Source organism: Pseudomonas sp. PDM01, assembly GCF_014852325.1.
Taxonomy (GTDB): Bacteria; Pseudomonadota; Gammaproteobacteria; order Pseudomonadales; family Pseudomonadaceae; genus Aquipseudomonas; species Aquipseudomonas migulae.
The window spans coordinates 500,424-520,594 of sequence record NZ_JACVBK010000002.1 but is presented as its reverse complement, the minus strand read 5'-3'; the positions used below and the strand labels follow the sequence as shown (position 1 = coordinate 520,594).

At 60.3% G+C, this 20,171-nt stretch carries 23 protein-coding genes; 14 read left to right on the top strand and 9 right to left on the bottom strand.

Annotated elements, in window-relative coordinates; all coding sequences use genetic code 11:
- The first annotated feature begins 146 nt into the window (after positions 1 to 146).
- On the top strand, positions 147 to 767 hold the full coding sequence (locus tag IB246_RS06965; RefSeq protein ID WP_008036675.1) for a C40 family peptidase: 621 nt from the start codon (positions 147 to 149) through the stop codon (positions 765 to 767).
- A gap of 130 nt (positions 768 to 897) precedes the next feature.
- Here IB246_RS06965 and IB246_RS06960 read toward each other — a convergent pair whose 3' ends face one another.
- Entirely contained in the window at positions 898 to 1,932 is a 1,035-nt protein-coding gene (locus IB246_RS06960; protein WP_008036678.1) for a type IV pilus twitching motility protein PilT, read from the bottom strand.
- Between the two features lie 57 nt (positions 1,933 to 1,989).
- Between IB246_RS06960 and IB246_RS06955 the strand changes: the two genes are divergently transcribed.
- The 9 genes from IB246_RS06955 (at position 1,990) to IB246_RS06915 (ending at position 8,727) form a co-directional block, all read left to right on the top strand.
- Positions 1,990 to 2,676, top strand: coding sequence for a YggS family pyridoxal phosphate-dependent enzyme (locus tag IB246_RS06955; protein ID WP_008036679.1), 687 nt, complete (start codon positions 1,990 to 1,992; stop codon positions 2,674 to 2,676).
- A 33-nt stretch (positions 2,677 to 2,709) separates the two neighbouring features.
- Positions 2,710 to 3,528: a pyrroline-5-carboxylate reductase gene (gene proC / locus IB246_RS06950; protein WP_008036681.1), complete on the top strand. Its 819-nt coding sequence runs from the start codon at positions 2,710 to 2,712 to the stop codon at positions 3,526 to 3,528.
- A gap of 24 nt (positions 3,529 to 3,552) precedes the next feature.
- Positions 3,553 to 4,140 (top strand): YggT family protein, encoded by a 588-nt coding sequence (locus IB246_RS06945; protein WP_008026173.1) that lies wholly within the window; start codon positions 3,553 to 3,555, stop codon positions 4,138 to 4,140.
- Positions 4,141 to 4,357: 217 nt separating this feature from the next.
- A complete protein-coding gene (metX, locus tag IB246_RS06940) occupies positions 4,358 to 5,497 on the top strand; it encodes a homoserine O-succinyltransferase MetX (RefSeq protein WP_008036684.1) in 1,140 nt (379 codons plus the stop codon).
- A 7-nt stretch (positions 5,498 to 5,504) separates the two neighbouring features.
- Complete coding sequence (metW, locus tag IB246_RS06935) at positions 5,505 to 6,125, top strand: methionine biosynthesis protein MetW (RefSeq protein ID WP_008036692.1); 621 nt, start codon at positions 5,505 to 5,507, stop codon at positions 6,123 to 6,125.
- A gap of 26 nt (positions 6,126 to 6,151) precedes the next feature.
- Positions 6,152 to 6,586 (top strand): DUF4426 domain-containing protein, encoded by a 435-nt coding sequence (locus IB246_RS06930; RefSeq protein WP_008036694.1) that lies wholly within the window; start codon positions 6,152 to 6,154, stop codon positions 6,584 to 6,586.
- On the top strand, positions 6,583 to 7,179 hold the full coding sequence (gene rdgB, locus IB246_RS06925) for an RdgB/HAM1 family non-canonical purine NTP pyrophosphatase (RefSeq protein ID WP_008036695.1): 597 nt from the start codon (positions 6,583 to 6,585) through the stop codon (positions 7,177 to 7,179). The genes IB246_RS06930 and rdgB overlap by 4 nt, the downstream gene beginning before the upstream one ends.
- Complete coding sequence (gene hemW, locus IB246_RS06920; protein WP_008036696.1) at positions 7,176 to 8,381, top strand: radical SAM family heme chaperone HemW; 1,206 nt, start codon at positions 7,176 to 7,178, stop codon at positions 8,379 to 8,381. Before rdgB ends, hemW begins: the two co-directional genes overlap by 4 nt.
- Positions 8,382 to 8,403: 22 nt before the next feature.
- Positions 8,404 to 8,727 carry a DUF3392 domain-containing protein gene (locus tag IB246_RS06915; protein WP_008026163.1) on the top strand — a complete coding sequence of 108 codons (324 nt, stop codon included), beginning with the start codon at positions 8,404 to 8,406 and terminating at the stop codon, positions 8,725 to 8,727.
- 129 nt (positions 8,728 to 8,856) lie between these two features.
- On the opposite strand, the gene trmB is transcribed toward IB246_RS06915, so the two are convergent.
- From trmB to IB246_RS06895, 4 genes are all read right to left on the bottom strand, one after another.
- Positions 8,857 to 9,582 carry a tRNA (guanosine(46)-N7)-methyltransferase TrmB gene (trmB, locus tag IB246_RS06910; protein WP_008026161.1) on the bottom strand — a complete coding sequence of 242 codons (726 nt, stop codon included), beginning with the start codon at positions 9,580 to 9,582 and terminating at the stop codon, positions 8,857 to 8,859.
- 9 nt (positions 9,583 to 9,591) lie between these two features.
- Complete coding sequence (locus IB246_RS06905; protein WP_008036703.1) at positions 9,592 to 10,386, bottom strand: thiazole synthase; 795 nt, start codon at positions 10,384 to 10,386, stop codon at positions 9,592 to 9,594.
- Positions 10,387 to 10,446: 60 nt separating this feature from the next.
- Positions 10,447 to 10,647 carry a sulfur carrier protein ThiS gene (thiS, locus tag IB246_RS06900; protein ID WP_008026157.1) on the bottom strand — a complete coding sequence of 67 codons (201 nt, stop codon included), beginning with the start codon at positions 10,645 to 10,647 and terminating at the stop codon, positions 10,447 to 10,449.
- A gap of 90 nt (positions 10,648 to 10,737) precedes the next feature.
- A complete protein-coding gene (locus IB246_RS06895) occupies positions 10,738 to 11,109 on the bottom strand; it encodes a DUF423 domain-containing protein (RefSeq protein ID WP_008036704.1) in 372 nt (123 codons plus the stop codon).
- A gap of 74 nt (positions 11,110 to 11,183) precedes the next feature.
- On the opposite strand from IB246_RS06895, the gene mtgA reads away from it, so the two are divergent.
- On the top strand, positions 11,184 to 11,906 hold the full coding sequence (gene mtgA, locus IB246_RS06890; RefSeq protein WP_008026152.1) for a monofunctional biosynthetic peptidoglycan transglycosylase: 723 nt from the start codon (positions 11,184 to 11,186) through the stop codon (positions 11,904 to 11,906).
- Positions 11,907 to 12,110: 204 nt separating this feature from the next.
- Here the strand turns inward: mtgA and rpoH are convergent, their stop codons facing one another.
- From rpoH to ftsY, 4 genes are all read right to left on the bottom strand, one after another.
- Positions 12,111 to 12,965, bottom strand: a complete 855-nt coding sequence (rpoH, locus tag IB246_RS06885; RefSeq protein WP_007897890.1) for an RNA polymerase sigma factor RpoH — start codon at positions 12,963 to 12,965, stop codon at positions 12,111 to 12,113.
- A gap of 112 nt (positions 12,966 to 13,077) precedes the next feature.
- Complete coding sequence (ftsX, locus tag IB246_RS06880; protein ID WP_008026150.1) at positions 13,078 to 14,100, bottom strand: permease-like cell division protein FtsX; 1,023 nt, start codon at positions 14,098 to 14,100, stop codon at positions 13,078 to 13,080.
- Positions 14,097 to 14,768 carry a cell division ATP-binding protein FtsE gene (gene ftsE, locus IB246_RS06875; protein ID WP_008026149.1) on the bottom strand — a complete coding sequence of 224 codons (672 nt, stop codon included), beginning with the start codon at positions 14,766 to 14,768 and terminating at the stop codon, positions 14,097 to 14,099. The genes ftsX and ftsE overlap by 4 nt, the downstream gene beginning before the upstream one ends.
- On the bottom strand, positions 14,765 to 16,261 hold the full coding sequence (gene ftsY / locus IB246_RS06870; RefSeq protein ID WP_008040794.1) for a signal recognition particle-docking protein FtsY: 1,497 nt from the start codon (positions 16,259 to 16,261) through the stop codon (positions 14,765 to 14,767). The genes ftsE and ftsY overlap by 4 nt, the downstream gene beginning before the upstream one ends.
- A 343-nt stretch (positions 16,262 to 16,604) precedes the next feature.
- Here ftsY and IB246_RS06865 point away from each other — a divergent pair, with 343 nt between their 5' ends.
- Genes IB246_RS06865 through rsmD form a run of 3 tightly spaced genes read left to right on the top strand, consistent with a single transcriptional unit; the run spans position 16,605 to position 20,057 of the window.
- On the top strand, positions 16,605 to 17,960 hold the full coding sequence (locus IB246_RS06865; RefSeq protein WP_008040793.1) for a M16 family metallopeptidase: 1,356 nt from the start codon (positions 16,605 to 16,607) through the stop codon (positions 17,958 to 17,960).
- Positions 17,953 to 19,443 carry a M16 family metallopeptidase gene (locus IB246_RS06860; protein ID WP_008040792.1) on the top strand — a complete coding sequence of 497 codons (1,491 nt, stop codon included), beginning with the start codon at positions 17,953 to 17,955 and terminating at the stop codon, positions 19,441 to 19,443. Before IB246_RS06865 ends, IB246_RS06860 begins: the two co-directional genes overlap by 8 nt.
- The gene (gene rsmD / locus IB246_RS06855) at positions 19,443 to 20,057 is read left to right on the top strand and encodes a 16S rRNA (guanine(966)-N(2))-methyltransferase RsmD (protein WP_008040791.1); all 615 of its coding nucleotides are present in this window, start codon (positions 19,443 to 19,445) and stop codon (positions 20,055 to 20,057) included. Before IB246_RS06860 ends, rsmD begins: the two co-directional genes overlap by 1 nt.
- Positions 20,058 to 20,171 lie beyond the last annotated feature (114 nt).

The window sequence follows — 20,171 nt, the reverse complement described above, 5'->3', positions numbered from 1 at the left end:
TTATAGCACCTGACTTCTGTCCGACAATTGCGTCTATTTGCCGCGTATTGGGCTCCGTTGACCGCCAGGTTGAATCGACCAACGGCCTCGGAATGACAAAAAAAGCTGTTATAAAGTTTCGCGCTAACCAACACGAGCCTTGCCTAATGCGTCCATTTTTCAAGACATGGCTAACCATTTGCCTTTTGATGCCACTGGCCGCCCACGCCACCAATCGTGAGCAACGTCTTCCTAACGTTAATGGTTACACCCCAAAATCCCATGTTTCTGCTCCTTCGAGCAAAAACAAACAAACTGCCAAGCAACCGACTTCGCTGAGCAAAGCCAACAGCAAGCTTGTCCCGCCGATGGCGACCAAGGAAAGCAGTAATGTGCTGAGCCGTGCCGTCAACGTCCTCGGTACACCTTACCGTTGGGGCGGCAGTAGCCCAAGTAAAGGGTTCGATTGCAGCGGCCTGGTGAAATACGCGTTCAACGACGCCACGTTTGACCTGCCACGCACCTCGAACGCCATGGCCAGCGGTCATGGCGAGAAAGTCGAACGCGGCGACCTGAAGCCGGGCGACCTGATTTTCTTCAACATCAAGAGCCGCCGGGTCAATCACGTTGCCATCTACCTGGGCAACGACCGCTTCATCCACGCACCACGCCGTGGCAAGTCGGTGACCATCGACACCTTGAAGAAACCGTACTGGGAAAGCCACTACGTGGTTGCCAAGCGGGTTCTGCCTAAAGAGAAGAACACGCTGCAGGTTGTTCAGCGCTGATTCCAAATCCCGGGCCCAACCCGGGATTTTGCTTTGAACCTGCCGCCCCCTTCGCGAGCAAGCCCGCTCCCACATTGGAATGCAATCACCTGTGGGAGCGAGCCTGCTCGCGATGGCGTTTCCGGATTGGTCAAAAATTATCCGGCGACCGCGCCTTATCCCGCGCATGCTCGCGGCTGATCAAGCCCTTGGTCACCAACTCCTTCAAGCACATATCCAGCGTCTGCATCCCCAGATTCCCGCCGGTCTGAATCGACGAGTACATCTGCGCCACCTTGTCCTCGCGGATCAGGTTACGAATCGCCGACGTTCCCAGCATGATTTCGTGCGCCGCGATCCGCCCGCCGCCGATCTTCTTCACCAGCGTCTGCGACACCACCGCCAGCAGCGACTCGGACAGCATCGAACGCACCATCGACTTCTCATCCCCCGGAAACACATCCACGATCCGGTCGATGGTTTTCGCCGCCGACGTGGTGTGCAACGTGCCGAACACCAGATGGCCAGTCTCGGCAGCCGTCAGCGCCAGGCGAATAGTCTCCAGATCACGCATCTCACCCACCAGAATCACGTCCGGGTCTTCCCGCAACGCCGAGCGCAAGGCTGTGGCGAAGCTGCGGGTATCGCGATGGACTTCACGCTGATTGATCAGGCATTTACGCGATTCGTGGACGAATTCGATCGGGTCTTCAATGGTCAGGATGTGGTGATGACGATGGTTGTTCAGGTAGTCGATCATCGCCGCCAGGGTGGTGGACTTGCCGGAACCGGTCGGGCCGGTGACCAGCACCAGGCCACGGGGGGAGTCGGTAATCTTGCGAAACACTTCCCCCATCCCGAGGTCTTCCATGCTCAGGACCTTCGACGGAATCGTTCGGAACACCGCGCCGGCGCCACGGCTCTGGTTGAACGCATTGACCCGGAAACGCGCAACGCCGGGCACCTCAAAGGAAAAGTCGGTTTCCAGGTGTTTCTCGAAATCCACACGCTGGGTATCGTTCATGATGTCGTAGACCAGCTCCTGAACTTCCTTGTGATCCAGGGCTGGCAGATTGATGCGCCGCACATCGCCGTCGACGCGAATCATCGGTGGCAGGCCTGCCGACAGGTGCAAGTCGGACGCTCCTTGTTTGGCGCTGAACGCCAGCAGTTCAGTGATATCCATAGCACTCCTCAATTCCAGTAGAATGCCGCCAACCTCAGACCCGCTGGCGCCTCTTGAATGTCCACGATAGCAGACAACATTGAACTGGTTAGTTCACGCATCCGGGCTGCCGCCCTCGCCGCCCATCGTGACGAACACAGCGTCCAGCTCCTGGCCGTGAGCAAGACCAAGCCCGCCGAGGCCCTGCGCGAAGCACATGCCGCCGGCCTGCGCGACTTTGGCGAGAACTACCTGCAGGAAGCCCTGGGCAAACAGCTCGAATTGGCCGACCTGCCCTTGATCTGGCACTTCATCGGCCCCATTCAATCGAACAAGACTCGCGCTATCGCCGAGCACTTCGCTTGGGTGCATTCCGTGGATCGCTTGAAAATCGCACAACGCCTGTCCGAACAACGCCCTGCCGATCTGCCGCCACTGAACATCTGCATCCAGGTCAATGTCAGCGGTGAGGCCAGCAAATCCGGCTGCACCCCGGCCGACCTGCCGGCCCTGGCCAACGCCATCAGCGAACTGCCGCGCATCAAGCTGCGCGGGCTGATGGCGATTCCCGAGCCGACGGAAGATCGCGCCGCCCAGGACGCCGCTTTTGCTGCCGTGCAAAGCCTGCAAGCCAGCCTGAACCTGCCGCTCGACACACTTTCCATGGGAATGAGCCATGACCTTGAGTCGGCCATCGCCCAAGGCGCCACCTGGGTCCGCATCGGTACGGCCCTGTTTGGCGCCCGTGATTACGGTCAACCGTGAAATGGCTGACCTACTTCTCTATAAGGACCTGACATGAGCAAAACTCGTATTGCCTTTATCGGTGCCGGCAACATGGCCGCCAGCCTGATCGGCGGCCTGCGCGCCAAAGGTCTGGACGCCGCGCAGATCCGCGCCAGCGACCCGGGCGCAGAAACCCGCACCAAAGTGAACGCCGAACACGGCATCGAAGTATTCGCTGACAACGCCGAGGCCATTCAAGGCGCCGACGTGGTCGTTCTGGCGGTCAAACCGCAAGCGATGAAAGCCGTGTGCGAAGCGATTCGCCCGAGCTTGAAACCGGATCAACTGGTGGTGTCCATCGCCGCCGGCATCACCTGCGCCAGCATGAACAACTGGCTCGGCGCGCAACCGATCGTGCGCTGCATGCCCAATACCCCGGCGCTGCTGCGTCAGGGCGTGAGCGGTTTGTTCGCCACCGCCGAAGTCACCGCAGAACAGCGCCAACAAGCGCAAGAACTGCTGTCGGCCGTGGGCATCGCCTTGTGGCTGAATGAAGAGCAGCAACTGGACGCCGTCACCGCCGTCTCCGGCTCGGGCCCGGCGTATTTCTTCCTGTTGATCGAAGCCATGACCGCCGCCGGTGTGAAGCTCGGCCTGCCGGCGGACATCGCTGCCCAACTGACCCTGCAAACTGCCTTGGGCGCCGCACACATGGCGGTTGCCAGCGATGTCGACGCGGCTGAACTGCGTCGCCGTGTGACATCGCCGGCGGGCACCACAGAAGCTGCGATCAAATCGTTCCAGGCTGGCGGCTTCGAAGCGCTGGTAGAAAAAGCACTCGGCGCCGCTGCGCACCGCTCGGCCGAGATGGCTGAGCAGCTCGGTCGCTAATCAGCCCTTACAAAGGAATAAATGATGCTAGGACTCAACGACGCTGCCATTTTCATCATCAAGACCCTGGGCAGCCTGTATCTGCTGATTGTGCTGTTGCGCTTCATCCTGCAACTGGTCCGGGCGAACTTCTACAACCCGCTCTGCCAGTTCATCGTCAAGGCCACCCAGCCGCTGCTCAAGCCGCTGCGCCGGGTCATCCCGAGCATGTTCGGGCTGGATATGTCGTCACTGGTGCTGGCGCTGATCGTGCAGATGCTGCTGATCGCGGTCATCGTGTCGCTCAAAGGCTTCATGGTCGATTGGGTGCTGCTGGTGCCGTGGGCGCTGATTGCGCTGTTCTCGCTGTTTTTGAACATTCTGTTCTACGCGATGATCATCAGCGTGATTCTGTCCTGGGTCGCGCCGGGTAGCCACAATCCGGGCGCCGAACTGGTCGCGCAGATTACTGAACCGGTACTGGCCCCGTTCCGCCGGATCATTCCGAACCTGGGCGGCCTCGATATCTCGCCGATCTTCGCGTTTATCGTGATCCAGTTGCTGCAAAGCTGGCTGATTCCGCGACTCGCGTACTTTGCCCTGATGCCGCAGGGGCTGCTTGGTCTGATCTGATCAGGAAGACCGCATCATCGTTCTTCGCGGGCAAGCCTCGCTCCTACAGATTTAGAGTCGATCGCGATATTGGCGAACGACACATTACCTGTAGGAGCGAGGCTTGCCCGCGAATGTAGCGCCTCGGTTCAACTGAATGAAATCACCTCGGGCCTTCGCTTGCCGCTAACCCCACCGGTCTTTAGACTTACGCCTCATTTCAACGAGAGCAGGGTCGATGCCAACTGCCTTTCCCGCCGATTCTGTTGGTCTGGTGACGCCGCAAGTGGCGCACTTCAGTGAACCCCTGGCCCTGGCCTGCGGCCGTTCGCTCCCAGCGTATGACCTGATTTACGAAACCTACGGCACGCTGAACGCCACGGCGAGCAACGCCGTGCTGATCTGTCACGCCTTGTCCGGTCACCATCACGCCGCCGGCTTCCACAGCCCCGACGACCGCAAACCCGGTTGGTGGGACAGCTGCATCGGCCCCGGCAAGCCAATCGACACCAACAAGTTCTTCGTGGTCAGCCTGAACAACCTCGGCGGTTGCAACGGCTCCACGGGCCCGAGCAGCGTCAACCCGGAAACCGGCAAGCCGTTCGGCGCCGATTTCCCGGTGCTGACCGTGGAAGACTGGGTGCACAGCCAGGCGCGCCTGGCCGACCGGATCGGCATCAGCCAATGGGCCGCCGTGATTGGTGGCAGCCTCGGCGGCATGCAGGCGATGCAATGGAGCATCACCTACCCCGATCGCATTCGTCACTGCCTGGCCATTGCCTCGGCACCGAAACTGTCGGCACAGAACATCGCCTTCAACGAAGTCGCACGCCAGGCAATCCTCACCGACCCCGAATTCCACGGCGGTTCGTTCCAGGAAGCGGGCGTGATCCCCAAGCGCGGCTTGATGCTGGCGCGGATGGTCGGGCACATCACTTATCTGTCTGATGACTCGATGGGCGAAAAATTCGGCCGCGGCCTGAAGAGCGAAAAGCTCAACTACGACTTCCACAGCGTCGAGTTCCAGGTTGAAAGCTACCTGCGTTATCAGGGTGAAGAGTTCTCCGGGCGTTTCGATGCCAACACCTACCTGCTGATGACCAAGGCGCTGGACTACTTCGACCCGGCGGCAAACTTCGACGATGACCTGGCGAAAACCTTCGCCGGCGCTTCGGCCAAGTTCTGCGTGATGTCCTTCACCACCGACTGGCGCTTCTCCCCGGCCCGCTCGCGGGAACTGGTGGACGCGCTGATGGCGGCCAAGAAAGACGTCTGCTACCTCGAGATCGACGCTCCGCAAGGCCACGACGCCTTCCTGATTCCGATCCCGCGCTATCTGCAGGCATTCGGCAATTACATGAACCGCATTACGTTGTGAGAAAGCCATGAGAGCTGATCTGGAAATCATCCAGGAATGGATCCCCGCCGGCAGCCGCGTGCTCGACCTCGGTTGCGGTGACGGCGAGCTGCTGACGTGGCTGCGCGACAACAAGCAAGTCACCGGCTACGGCCTGGAAAACGACGCGGACAACATCGCCGAGTGCGTGGCCAAGGGCATCAACGTGATCGAGCAGGACCTGGACAAGGGCCTGGGCAACTTTGCCAGCAACAGTTTCGACGTCGTGGTCATGACCCAGGCGCTGCAAGCCGTGCACTACCCGGACAAGATCCTCGACGAAATGCTGCGGGTCGGTCGCCAATGCATCATCACCTTCCCCAACTTCGGTCACTGGCGCTGCCGCTGGTACCTGGCGAGCAAGGGCCGGATGCCGGTGTCCGAGTTTCTGCCGTACACCTGGTACAACACGCCGAACATCCACTTTTGCACTTTCGAAGACTTTGAAGCACTTTGCCGCGAACGTGAAGCCAAGGTCATTGATCGGCTTGCCGTGGATCAACAGCATCGGCACGGGTGGGCCAGTAAGCTATGGCCTAATCTGTTAGGTGAGATCGGTATTTACCGCGTCAGCAGTCCAGGACTGCAGGATCACAAGGTCGCGGTCTGAACCACCCTATTTCAAGGAGAACGATCATGGGTCGTCTAGCGTTATTTCTACTCACTGCCTGCCTGAGCGTTACCGCCATGGCCGCCGACGTCATCAAGGGCGAGCGCAAGGAAACCTTCGGTGACGTGACGGTGCATTACAACACCTTCAACTCCACTTTCCTGACACCGGACATTGCCAAGTCCGCCGAACTGATCCGCAGCAAGAACCAGGGCGTGATCAACATTTCGGTCATCAAGGAAGGCAAGCCACTGATGGCCCAGGTGAGCGGCTCGGTCAAAGATCTGACCAGCCAGACCGTGCCACTGAAATTCAAACAGATCACCGAACAAGGCGCGATCTACTACATTGCGCAATACCCTGTGGAGCAACAGGAAGTCCGCACCTTCGATATCAAAGTGCAGACCGGCGACAAAACCAACACCATCAGTTTCCAACAAGAGCTTTTCCCCGGCCAATGATGAATTTCACGCAACTCGTACTGGCCAGCCACAACGCCGGCAAACTCAAGGAACTCCAGGCCATGCTCGGCGACTCGGTGCATCTGCGCTCGATCGGCGAGTTCAGCAGCGTCGAGCCTGAAGAAACCGGTCTGTCGTTCGTCGAGAACGCCATTCTCAAGGCCCGCAATGCCGCGCGCATTTCCGGCCTGCCGGCGTTGGCCGACGACTCCGGGTTGGCGGTGGATTTCCTTGGCGGCGCACCGGGTATCTACTCGGCTCGTTACGCTGACGGCAAAGGCGATGCGGCGAACAACGCCAAACTGCTCGACGCCTTGAAAGACGTGCCGCAAGCCGAGCGCGGCGCGCAGTTCGTCTGCGTGCTGGCGCTGGTGCGCCACGCTGATGATCCGCTGCCGATCCTCTGCGAAGGGCTGTGGCATGGGCGCATCCTGACCCAAGCCAGTGGCGAGCACGGTTTCGGTTACGATCCGCTGTTCTGGGTGCCCGAGCGCGATTGCTCCAGCGCCGAGCTGAGCCCGAGCGACAAGAACCTCATCAGCCACCGCGCCCGTGCAATGGATCTGCTGCGCCAGCGTCTGGGCTTGAAATGACCCGTGAATCATCCGCGCCACCGCTGATCTACGGCGGTGACGCACAATCGCCTCGGGCTGCGCTCCCCGTGCTGCCGCCCCTGGCGCTGTACATCCACATCCCGTGGTGTGTGCGCAAATGCCCTTATTGCGACTTCAACTCCCACACCGCAAGCCCGGTGCTGCCGGAAGAAGAGTACGTCGACGCCTTGCTGGCGGACCTTGATCAGGATTTGCACGCGGTCTACGGCCGCGAGTTGAGCTCGATCTTCTTTGGTGGTGGCACGCCGAGCCTGTTCAGCGCCGAAGCCTTGGGCCGCTTGCTCAAAGGCGTCGAGCAACGGATTCCGTTTGCCAGCGACATTGAAATCACCCTGGAGGCCAATCCGGGCACGTTCGAGCAAGAGAAGTTCGTCGCCTACCGCGCGCTGGGCATCAATCGGCTATCGATCGGCATCCAGAGCTTCCAGGAAGAGAAACTCAAGGCTCTGGGGCGGATTCACAACGGCGATGAAGCGGTGCGTGCCGCCGGCATGGCGCGCCAGGCCGGGTTCGATAACTTCAACCTGGACTTGATGCACGGTTTGCCCGATCAGTCGCTGGACGACGCCTTGAGCGATCTGCGCCAGGCCATCGCCCTGAAGCCGACCCACTTGTCCTGGTATCAGCTGACGCTGGAGCCGAACACGGTGTTCTGGAACCAGCCGCCTGTGCTGCCGGAAGACGACACGCTGTGGGATATTCAGGAAGCCGGCCAGGCGCTGCTCGCCGAACACGGTTACGCACAATACGAAGTCTCGGCGTATGCCCTGCCCGGTCGTCCGGCGCGGCATAACCTCAATTACTGGAGCTTCGGCGACTTCATCGGCATCGGTGCCGGCGCCCACGGCAAGCTCAGTCATCCGGACGGGCGCATCGTACGCACCTGGAAGACGCGCCTGCCGAAGGATTACCTGAACCCGGCGAAAAGCTTCAAGGCTGGCGAGAAAGCGCTGACCAACGATGAACTGCCGTTCGATTTCCTGATGAACGCTTTGCGCCTGACTGATGGCGTGGAATCGCGGCTGTATCCAGAGCGCACCGGGCTGAGCCTGGAAAGCCTCGCCGAAGGCCGCCGCGAAGCCGAACAAAGCGGCCTGTTGCAGGTCGAACCGTCACGCCTGGCGGCCACCGAGCGCGGGCAATTGTTCCTCAATGACTTGCTGCAAACATTTCTGAGCTGATTTCAGCCGTAAGGGAAAACGAATGGATTTGATACTCGACCTGCTCGCCACCGTCTCCCGCTGGAGCCGCAGCAACCTGTCGGAAATCTCTCTGGCGCTGGTGGGCTGTTTGCTGGTGCTGTTCGGCGCGGACATCAAAGCCTGGATCGATCAACGCCTGGGTAGCATCGCCGGCGCTTTGCGCGTCCCGTTGCTCGCGCTGGTGTGCATGATCGGCAGCGGTGCCGCACTGATCTACGCCACACCGTGGATCGTTCGTGGCTTGAGCCAGTTCAACAACTACAGCCTGGCGCCGGTGTTGTTGGTGGTGTTGGTGCTCATCGGCGTAGTCGCCGACCGCCGCTGATTTCCGGACACAAAAAAACCTGTAGGAGCAAGGCTTGCCCGCGAAGGCGGTGTGTCAGTCGATGATGATAGTGACTGGTACGGCCCCTTCGCGGGCAAGCCTCGCTCCTACAGGTTTATTGCGTAGGGCTTAGGACTGCTTTTCGAACTTCAGGTCCCACACGCCATGCCCAAGACGTTCGCCACGGCGTTCGAACTTGGTGATCGGACGCTCGGCCGGGCGTGGCACGCACTTGCCGTCTTCGGCCAGGTTGCGGTAACCCGGCGCAACGTTCATCACTTCCAGCATGTATTCAGCGTACGGTTCCCAGTCGGTGGCCATGTGCAGAATACCGCCGACCTTCAACTTGCTGCGCACCAGTTCAGCGAACGACGCCTGAACGATACGGCGCTTGTGGTGGCGGCTCTTGTGCCATGGGTCCGGGAAAAACAGCATCAGGCGATCGAGGCTGTTGTCGGCCACGCAACGGTTGAGCACTTCGATCGCGTCGCAATCGTAGACCCGCAGGTTGGTCAGGCCCTGAGTCAGCACGCCATTGAGCAGCGCACCCACACCCGGACGGTGCACTTCCACGCCAATGAAATCCTGTTCCGGCGAAGCGGCGGCCATTTCCAGCAGCGAATGGCCCATGCCGAAACCGATTTCCAGCGAACGCGGTGCCGAACGACCGAATACCTGGTCGAAGTCCACCGGCGCGTCGGCCAATGGCAGCACGAACAGCGGCGTGCCCTGTTCCAGACCTTTTTGCTGGCCTTCGGTCATGCGCCCGGCGCGCATCACGAAACTCTTGATGCGGCGGTGTTGGCGCTCGTCGCCTTCTTCCGTCTGGATTGGCGTGTCGTTTGATTCAGTCATCAATGGCTCTTACTTGATCAGACCATCCAGCGGCGAAGAGGCGCTGGCATAGAGTTTTTTCGGCATGCGGCCGGCGAGGTAGGCCAGGCGGCCTGCAACGATGGCGTGTTTCATGGCTTCAGCCATCATGATCGGCTGCTGGGCATGGGCGATGGCCGAGTTCATCAGCACCGCCTCGCAACCCAGCTCCATGGCGATGGTGGCGTCGGAAGCGGTACCGACACCGGCATCCACCAGCACGGGAATCTTGGCCTCTTCGAGGATGATCTGCAGGTTGTACGGGTTGCAGATCCCCAGGCCCGTGCCGATCAGACCGGCCAGCGGCATGACCGCAATGCAGCCGATTTCCGCCAGTTGACGGGCGATGATCGGGTCATCGCTGGTGTAGACCATCACGTCGAAGCCTTCCTTGACCAGCACTTCGGCGGCCTTGAGGGTTTCGATCACGTTGGGGAACAGGGTTTTCTGGTCCGCCAGCACTTCCAGCTTCACCAGGTTGTGGCCACCGAGCAGCTCACGGGCCAGGCGGCAGGTGCGCACAGCCTCGGTAGCGTCGAAACAACCGGCGGTGTTAGGCAGGAAGGTGTAGCGATCCGGCGACAGGACTTCGAGCAGGTTCGGTTCGCCCGGGGTCTGGCCGAGGTTGGTGCGGCGCACGGCGAAGGTGACGATCTCGGCACCCGAGGCCTCGATGGCCAGTCGGGTTTCTTCCATGTCACGGTACTTGCCGGTGCCTACCAGCAAACGCGACTGGTAAGTACGACCGGCCAGGACGAAGGGCTTGTCGCTACGAACGATGCTCATGGGAAATCCTCTGTAGGGGTGAGGTTCTTGCAGAATTCTGTGCCCTTGCGGGCCGGGCGACTAGCCGCCGCCGATGGCGTGTACCACTTCGACTGAATCGCCGTCGTTCAATGTGGTGTCCGCATGCTGGCTGCGCGGGACGATATCCAGATTGAGTTCGACCGCTACCCGGCGTCCGGTCAGTTCCAGACGGGTCAGCAGGGCCGCAACGGTTTCACCGTCGGGCAGTTCAAGGGATTCGCCGTTCAACTGAATGCGCATGCCGGATGCCGCCATCATTTTTAGGGGCTGGCATTCTAGCCCGATCAGTCTTGGCGACCCAAGCCATTCGTCATGAAATGGACCACCCGGTCAGCTCAACCGCCAGGCGGCAAGGCCCAGACAGAGCCAACCGATCAGAAACGCCAGGCCACCGAAGGGGGTAATGATTCCGAGCTTGCTGATACCGGTCATGGTCAGCAGGTACAAACTGCCGGAAAACAGCAGGATGCCAATGGCAAAGGAGGCGCCGGCCCACGTGATCAAACGACCCGGAATCTGCGTGGCAAGCAGCGCCACACCCAGCAACGCCAAGGTGTGCACCAATTGGTAGGTGACGCCGGTGTGGAAAATCGCCAGGTATTCAGGCGTCAGGCGGCTTTTCAAGCCATGGGCGGCGAATGCGCCAAGGGCAACGCCGGTGAAGCCGAAGAAAGCGGCCAGCATCAGAAAGCCACGCAGCATGAAGAACTCCAGTCAGACTCGATCAACAGGGTCTGTATAATGGCCCGCTCAATGGGTTCGGCCAAGCCATCTCTATGCTGCGTTTATTTTTACGACGATTTACAAAGGCCGTGCTCTGGTTCGCGGGCGGCAGCGTATTGCTGGTGCTGATTTTCCGCGTGGTACCGCCACCAGGCACGACGCTGATGGTCGAGCGCAAGATCGAATCCTGGTTCGACGGCGAGCCCATCGACCTGCAACGCACCTGGAAACCCTGGGATGAAATCTCCGACGACCTTAAAGTCGCGGTGATTGCCGGTGAGGATCAGAAATTCCCGGAGCACTGGGGTTTTGACCTCGGCGCGATCCGCGCAGCCCTGGCGCACAACGAGCTGGGTGGTTCGGTTCGCGGCGCCAGCACCTTGAGCCAGCAAGTGTCGAAAAACCTGTTTTTATGGTCCGGCCGTAGTTGGCTGCGCAAAGGTCTGGAAGCCTGGTTTACCGGGCTGATCGAAGTGTTCTGGCCCAAGCAGCGGATTCTTGAGGTGTACCTGAACAGCGTCGAGTGGGATGACGGGGTGTTTGGCGCGGAAGCGGCGGCTCGCCATCACTTTGGTGTAAGCGCCAAGTCGCTGTCCCGGCAGCAGGCCAGTTATCTGGCGGCTGTATTGCCTAATCCACGGGTGTGGAGCGCGAGTCACCCGACGAATTACGTCGCACGTCGCGCCGGGTGGATTCGGCAGCAGATGAGCCAGTTGGGTGGCGACAGTTATCTGCTGGGGCTCAACGATTCACGCCGGGCGCCTTGGGCCCAATAACCACTCTCCTTAACCATGAAGATCCACTGTGGGAGCGAGCCTGCTCGCGATAGCGGTGTATCAGCCAACATCAATGTTGAATGACAAACCGCTATCGCGAGCAGGCTCGCTCCCACAGTGGTTTGGTGTGGGGAGGGGAATAGCAGGCACAAACAAAAACGCCCCGATCAATGATCGGGGCGTTTTTTATTGCCTTCGCGCAGCTTAGGCGGCGATCGACAACTTGAGCTTGTTCATCGCGCTCTTCTCAAGCTGACGAATACGCTCGGCCGACACGTTGTACTTCTGCGCCAGGTCGTGCAGCGTGGCTTTCTCTTCAGCCAACCAGCGCTGATAAAGGATGTCACGGCTGCGGTCGTCCAGCACTTCCAGCGCTTCGTGCAGGTTGTGATTGGAGTTGTCGCTCCAGTCGGCGTCTTCCAGTTGACGGGCCGGGTCGTACCGGTGGTCTTCCAGATAGTTGGCCGGCGACTGGAAAGCGCTGTCGTCGTCCGCTTCTGCGGCCGGGTCGAAGGCCATGTCATGGCCGGTCAGTCGGCTTTCCATCTCGCGCACTTCCCGCGGCTCTACGCCGAGGCTTTCCGCCACGCGATGGACTTCCTCGTTGTTCAGCCACGCCAGACGTTTCTTCTGGCTGCGCAGGTTGAAGAACAGCTTGCGCTGGGCCTTGGTGGTCGCGACTTTCACAATGCGCCAGTTGCGCAGGATGAACTCGTGAATTTCCGCCTTGATCCAGTGCACAGCGAACGAAACCAGACGCACACCCATTTCCGGGTTGAAGCGCTTCACGGCCTTCATCAGACCGACGTTACCTTCCTGGATCAGGTCAGCCTGAGCCAGACCGTAGCCGGAATAGCTACGGGCGATATGTACGACAAAACGCAGGTGGGCGAGCACCATCTGCCGAGCCGCCCCCAAATCCTGCTCATAGTAGAGACTCTCGGCCAGTTCACGCTCCTGCTCCGGCGTCAGCAATGGAATGCTGTTCACGGTGTGCACGTAGGCCTCCAGGTTCGCACCCGGGACCAGAGCATATGCAGGTTGCAAAGAATTGGTCATACGAAAAAACCTCCGTCTTACAAACTCGTGCAGTTCAGCACTGCGAAAATTGACCGGAAACCAAAAGACAAGTTCCCATAAACGCTGAAAGGTCAATACGAGCAAAATGATACTACTTAGGCGCAAGCTCCCTCAGGTGGCGTGCGACTGCAATCCATGCACCGATATACCCTAACAGCACCGCGCCAAGCAAGAGAGACAGACCGTCGGCAACTGGCACTCCGGCCAGCGCAAAATTACTGCCATACAAACCGGCCAGTCCAACCACTGCCTCGTTCAGCCAGTTCAGGCCAAACGCCAATACGCCCCAGGAAAGTATCCCCGCACCGAAGCCATACAACGCGCCCATATATAGAAAGGGCCTGCGCACATAGCTGTCAGTGCCGCCGACGAGTTTAATCACTTCTATCTCTGTGCGGCGGTTTTCAATATGAAGACGAATGGTATTGCCTATCACCAAAAGTAATGCAGAAATCAGAAGCACGGTCAGACCGAAGACAAAACGGTCACCCAGCTTGAGGATGGCTGCCAGACGCTCGACCCAGACTAGATCAAGTTGTGCCTGTTGTACCTTCGGCAGCTCGGAAAGTTTTTGTCGTAATGCTTCAAGCGCGGGCTTGTCGACTTCGTTCGGGGTCACCAGCACCACGCCTGGCAGCGGGTTTTCCGGCAGTTCCTTCAACGCTTCGCCCAGGCCGGACTGCTGCTGAAACTCTTCCAGCGCCTGATCACGACCGACATATTCGGCATCAGCTACACCTCGAATGCCTTTGATCTGATCGCGCAACGATTCGCCTTCAGCCGGGCTGACCTCAAGTTGCAGGTACAGGGAAATCTGCGCCGCGCGCTGCCAGGAACCGCCGAGACGCTCGACGTTACTTAGCAAAAGTGACAGACCCATCGGCAAGCTCAGGGCAACCGCCATCACCATGCAGGTGAAGAAACTGCCGATAGGATGCTTGCCCAGGCGCCGCAGACTGTCCAGCAGACTGGCGCGATGGCTTTCTATCCAGGCGCGGAACAGCGTGGCGAAGTCCGGACCGTCGTCATCGTCGTGTTTTTTCTTCTGCGGTTGCGGATCGGCGGCTTTCGGCGCCACGCGCTCGGAGACTTTAGGGCTGCGTGTCGCACTCATTCCCCAGCCTCCCCGTCACCGATCAGTCGGCCGCGTTGCAGAGTCAGCATACGGTGACGCATGCGCGCGATCAGGGCCAGGTCGTGACTGGCGATCAGCACGCTGGTGCCCAGACGGTTGATGTCTTCGAACACACCCATGATCTCGGCCGCTAGGCGCGGGTCGAGGTTACCGGTCGGTTCATCCGCCAGCAGCAAGGCCGGGCGGTGAACGATGGCGCGGGCGATACCTACGCGCTGTTGCTGGCCGGTGGACAGGTCGCCGGGGTACAGATCGGTTTTGTCCGACAGCGCCACGCGCTCCAGTGCCGAATCCACACGCTTGGCGATTTCGGCCTTGGACAAACCAAGAATCTGCAACGGCAGGGCCACGTTGTTGAACACCGTGCGATCGAACAGCAACTGGTGGTTCTGGAACACCACGCCGATCTGCCGACGCAGGTAAGGAATCTGCGCGTTGCTGATGGTGCCGAGGTCCTGACCGGCCAGCAGCAATTTGCCGGTGGTCGGACGCTCCATGGCCAGCAGCAGGCGCAACAAGGTGCTTTTACCGGCGCCGGAATGGCCGGTTACAAACAAGAATTCGCCCCGACGGACTCGAAAGCTCAGCTCATGCAAGCCGACGTGACCGTTCGGGTAGCGTTTACCGACCTGTTCGAAACGAATCATGAACGCTCCCGCTCGGCAAACAGTGCCTGGACAAAGGGTTCTGCTTCAAAGGTACGCAAGTCATCGATGCCTTCACCGACGCCGATGTAGCGAATCGGCAAGCCGAACTGCTTGGCCAGGGCGAAAATCACCCCGCCCTTGGCGGTTCCATCGAGTTTGGTCAGGGCCAGGCCGGTCAGTTCGACGGTCTGGTTGAATTGCTTGGCCTGGTTGATGGCGTTCTGCCCGGTGCCGGCATCGAGCACCAGCAGCACTTCGTGCGGCGCGTCGGCGTCGAGCTTGCCGATAACCCGGCGAACCTTCTTCAACTCTTCCATCAAATTGTCTTTGGTGTGCAGGCGACCGGCGGTGTCGGCGATCAACACGTCAATGCCACGGGCCTTGGCGGCCTGCACGGCGTCGAAGATCACCGAAGCCGAGTCGGCGCCGGTGTGCTGGGCGATCACCGGAATCTTGTTGCGCTCGCCCCAGACCTGCAATTGCTCGACTGCGGCGGCGCGGAAGGTGTCGCCCGCCGCCAGCATGACTTTCTTGCCTTCGAGTTGCAGCTTCTTCGCCAGCTTGCCGATGGTGGTGGTCTTGCCGGCGCCGTTGACGCCAACGACCAGGATCACGAACGGCTTGTTCTGCGAGGTGATTTTCAGGGGTTGCTCGACCGGTTTGAGCATCGCCGCCAGTTCAGCCTGCAGGGACTTGTACAGCGCGTCGGCATCGGCCAGCTCTTTGCGGGCAACCTTTTGGGTCAGGCGCTGGATGATTACCGAAGTCGCTTCAACACCCACGTCGGCGGTCAGCAGACGGGTTTCGATGTCTTCGAGCAGCTCGTCATCGATGATCTTCTTGCCAAGGAACAGGCTCGCCATGCCTTCGCCGATGCTGGCGCTGGTCTTGGACAGGCCTTGCTTGAGGCGGGCGAAGAAACCGGCTTTGGTTTCTTCGGTACGCACAGGCTCGGCGGGTGTTTCGACCGGCACGACGGGCGCGGCGGCAACGGGAGCAACGACCGGCGCAGGCACTGGTGCTTGAACAACTGGAGCAGCCGGCGCAACAAAGGCTGGAATCACAGGCTCAGGAACAACAGGCGCAGGTTCGGCCACAACAACTGGCTCAATCACTGGCACCTGAACGGGCGCAGGAGAAAACGCACTCGGCGCAGGAATCGGCGGCGTAATGTGCGGCGCCAGTTCGTCTTCGACCAACGATACCGGCTCTTCCGCTACCGGCAAGGTCAGCCATGGCTCGGCGGCAGGCGTCAGCGGCTGTTCAGCCACGACGTCAGGCGCGGCCTCAACCAGCGTTTGCGGCACCGGCTCGGAGATCGGCAGGACAACCGGCGCTGGCGCTTCATCTATTACCGGCGCAGGTACTGGCTCAGGAATGGGCTGTGGCTGTTCGACGACGGTTTCCTGCGGCTTTTTGCGCAGCCATCCGAACAGGCTTTTCTTCTCGCCAGCCGCAGCTGGGGCTTTCTTGTCGTCGTTGGAACCAAACATGGAGGACGGCTATCTCACGGTAGCGACGCGCCAAAGGGCGCCTCGGCAAATAAATATTCGATGCAGAACAGACTGCGATTGACCCAGCTTGTTCACGCGCAACATTTTGTAGAGGTGCAAGTGGCACCTCACGGAAACGATTTCACGAAGGACTAACGCGGCAAAATCGGCGAAAAAGCAGAGTTTAGTTGATAAATTCCAACCTTCTGCCGCAAACCCATACAACCTGATCAAACGCAAAGGCCTGATAGGCGTGGCCGCCAGTAAAACGGATCAGTATCCTAGCACCCTCTCGCCCGCCGACGCTAAGACCAAGCGGGCAGCTCAACAGGTTTAAAAACGAATGAATGCTCTAGCCCGCCGCGCTGCAGGCCTGCTGCTCAGCACAGTTTGTCTGCCACTTTCAGTCTTTGCTGCCGATCCGCAACCCACCCACGAATTCACCCTCGACAATGGCCTGAAGGTCATCGTGCGCGAAGACCATCGCGCGCCGGTGGTGGTTTCCCAGGTCTGGTACAAGGTCGGCTCCAGCTACGAGACGCCGGGACAGACCGGTTTGTCCCACGCCCTGGAACACATGATGTTCAAGGGCAGCGAGAAAGTCGGTCCCGGCGAAGCCTCGCTGATCCTGCGAGACCTCGGCGCCGAAGAGAATGCGTTCACCAGCGACGACTTCACCGCTTATTACCAGGTGCTGGCCCGCGACCGTCTGGGCGTGGCCTTCGAGCTCGAAGCCGACCGCATGGCCAGCCTGCGCCTGCCGGCCGACGAGTTCGCCCGCGAGATCGAAGTCATTAAAGAAGAACGTCGCCTGCGCACCGACGACAAGCCGATGTCCAAGGCCTACGAACGCTTCAAGGCCATGGCCTACCCGGCCAGCGGTTACCACACGCCGACCATCGGCTGGATGGCTGACCTGGACCGCATGAAAGTCGAAGAGCTGCGCCACTGGTACCAATCCTGGTACGTGCCGAACAACGCCACGCTGGTGGTGGTCGGCGACGTGACGCCGGACGAAGTGAAAACCCTGGCCCAGCGCTACTTCGGCCCGATCGCCAAACGCGACGTGCCACCGGCGAAAAAACCGGTCGAACTGGCCGAGCCCGGCGAACGGCAGATTACGCTGCACGTGCAGACCCAACTGCCGAGCCTGATGCTGGGCTTCAACGTGCCAAGCATCGCCACTGCCGAAGACAAACGTTCGGTCAACGCCTTGCGCCTGATCTCGGCCCTGCTCGACGGCGGCTACAGCGGACGCATCCCGACCCAACTGGAGCGCGGCGAAGAGCTGGTGTCCGGCGGTTCGTCGAGCTACGACGCCTACACTCGCGGCGACAGCCTGTTCACCCTGTCGGCATCGCCGAACACCCAGAAAAACAAAACCATGGCCCAGGCCGAAGCCGGTTTGTGGAAGCTGCTCGAGCAGCTGAAAACCACCGCACCGTCTGCCGAAGAGCTGGAGCGGGTGCGGGCTCAGGTGATCGCCGGCCTGGTTTACGAGCGCGATTCGATCACCAGCCAGGCCACCGCTATCGGCCAACTGGAAACCGTCGGCCTGTCCTGGAAGCTGATGGACACCGAACTGGCTGAACTGGAAAGCGTCACGCCAGAAGACATCCAGAAAGCCGCCAAGCTGTATTTCACCCGCGAACGTCTCAGCGTCGCCCATGTCCTGCCACTGGAGACGACTCATGAGTGAGCATAAAAAACCACGTCTGGCCCTGATCGGCCTGGTCGCTGTCGCATTGATTGGCTCCGCTGCCTTCTATTTCCTGAAGACCGACCACTCCAACGCCAGCGAAGCCCTCGACAAGGCCAAGTCCAGCCAGAAACTGCAATCGCTGGCCGAACTCGACGGCAAGGCACCGAGCCGCCGCTCGCTCAACGTGCAAACCTGGAACACCGCCGAAGGCGCCAAGGTGTTGTTCGTTGAAGCCCGCGAGTTGCCGATGTTCGACATGCGCCTGATCTTCGCCGCCGGCAGCAGCCAGGACGGCGATGCGCCGGGCCTGGCGGTACTGACCAATGCGATGCTCAACGAAGGTGTGGCCGGCAAAGATGTCGGCGCTATCGCTCAGGGCTTCGAAGGCCTGGGCGCTGACTTTGGCAACGGTGCGTTCAAGGACATGGCGCTGGCGTCGCTGCGCAGCCTCAGTGCCACCGACAAACGCGAGCCTGCGTTGAAGCTGTTCTCCGAAGTTGTCGGCAAACCGACCTTCCCCGCCGATTCATTTGCGCGCATCAAGAACCAGATGCTCGCCGGCTTCGAATACCAGAAACAGAACCCCGGCAAACTGGCCAGTATCGAGCTGATGAACCGCTTGTACGGCGATCACCCGTACGCGCATTCCAGCGATGGCACGGCGAAAACCGTACCAGCCATCACCCTGGCTCAGTTGAAGGCGTTCCATGAAAAAGCCTACGCCGCCGGCAACGTGGTGATAGCGCTGGTGGGGGACCTGTCCCGCGCCGAAGCCGAGGCGATTGCTGCGCAAGTCTCCAGTGCGCTGCCAAAAGGCCCGGCGCTGGCGAAACTGCCGCAACCTGAAGAACCGAAAGCCAGCATCGGCCACATCGAGTTTCCGTCCAAGCAGACCAACCTGATGCTCGCGCAACTGGGCATCGACCGTGACGATCCGGATTACGCCGCACTGTCCATGGGCAACCAGATCCTCGGCGGCGGTGGCTTCGGCACCCGCTTGATGAGTGAAGTGCGCGAGAAGCGCGGCCTGACGTACGGCGTATATTCGGGCTTCACCCCGATGCAGGCGCGCGGCCCGTTCATGATCAACCTGCAAACGCGCGCCGAGATGAGCGAAGGCACGCTGAAACTGGTGCAGGACGTGCTCGCCGACTACCTTAAGACCGGCCCGACCGAAAAAGAACTCGACGACGCCAAGCGTGAACTGGCCGGCAGCTTCCCGCTGTCCACCGCCAGCAACGCCGACATCGTCGGCCAACTCGGCGCGATGGGTTTCTACAATCTGCCGTTGAGCTATCTGGAGGACTTCATGCAGCAGTCCCAGAGCCTGACAGTCGAACAAGTCAAAGCCGCACTGAACAAACACTTGAGCACGGACAAAATGGTCATCGTCAGCGCTGGCCCGACCGTGCCGCAAAAGCCGTTACCGGCCCCTACTGATAAACCTGCCGAGCAGCCGCTCGGGGTTCCGGAGCATTAATGGCCACTTCCCGTCCAAAAAAACCTGTTCATAACGTGCACAACGGCGTGAACCAACTGCGCATCATCGGCGGCGAATGGCGCAGCCGAAAGTTGAGCTTCCCTGACGCGCCGGGCCTGCGTCCGACCCCGGACCGGGTGCGTGAAACCCTGTTCAACTGGCTCGCGCCGTACGTGGCCGGAGCCAAGGTACTCGACCCGTTCGCCGGCAGCGGCGCGCTGTTTCTTGAAGCCTTGTCCCGTGGCGCGGCCATGGGCCAGGCGCTGGATGCGAGCAATATCGCGGTGTCCAGCCTGAAGGAACATCTGGGCACGCTGCGTTGCACCACCGGCCAGGTTCAGACTGCCGACGCCTTGCGCTATCTGGAAACCCAGCCAGCAGTGGCTTACGACCTGGTGTTCCTCGACCCGCCGTTCAACCAGAACCTGTTGCCGACCGTATGCACCCTGCTCGAAGAGCGCCAATGGCTGGCGGACGACGCGTGGGTGTACACCGAAAGCGAAACCGCCCCCTCGACGCTCGGCCTGCCGGCCAACTGGCGCCTGCACCGCGAGCAGAAATCCGGGCGCGTCTACTATTCGTTGTGGCAACGAAGCATAGAAACACCTTCTTAAAAATCACCGGGATGGGCAAGTTGCCCATCCTGTTACCCACTCCGCTTGTTTTTCAAACGGCAACACATTCCATGTAGCAGGGTTCTACTGCGTTAACCCATTGTGAACGTGCGA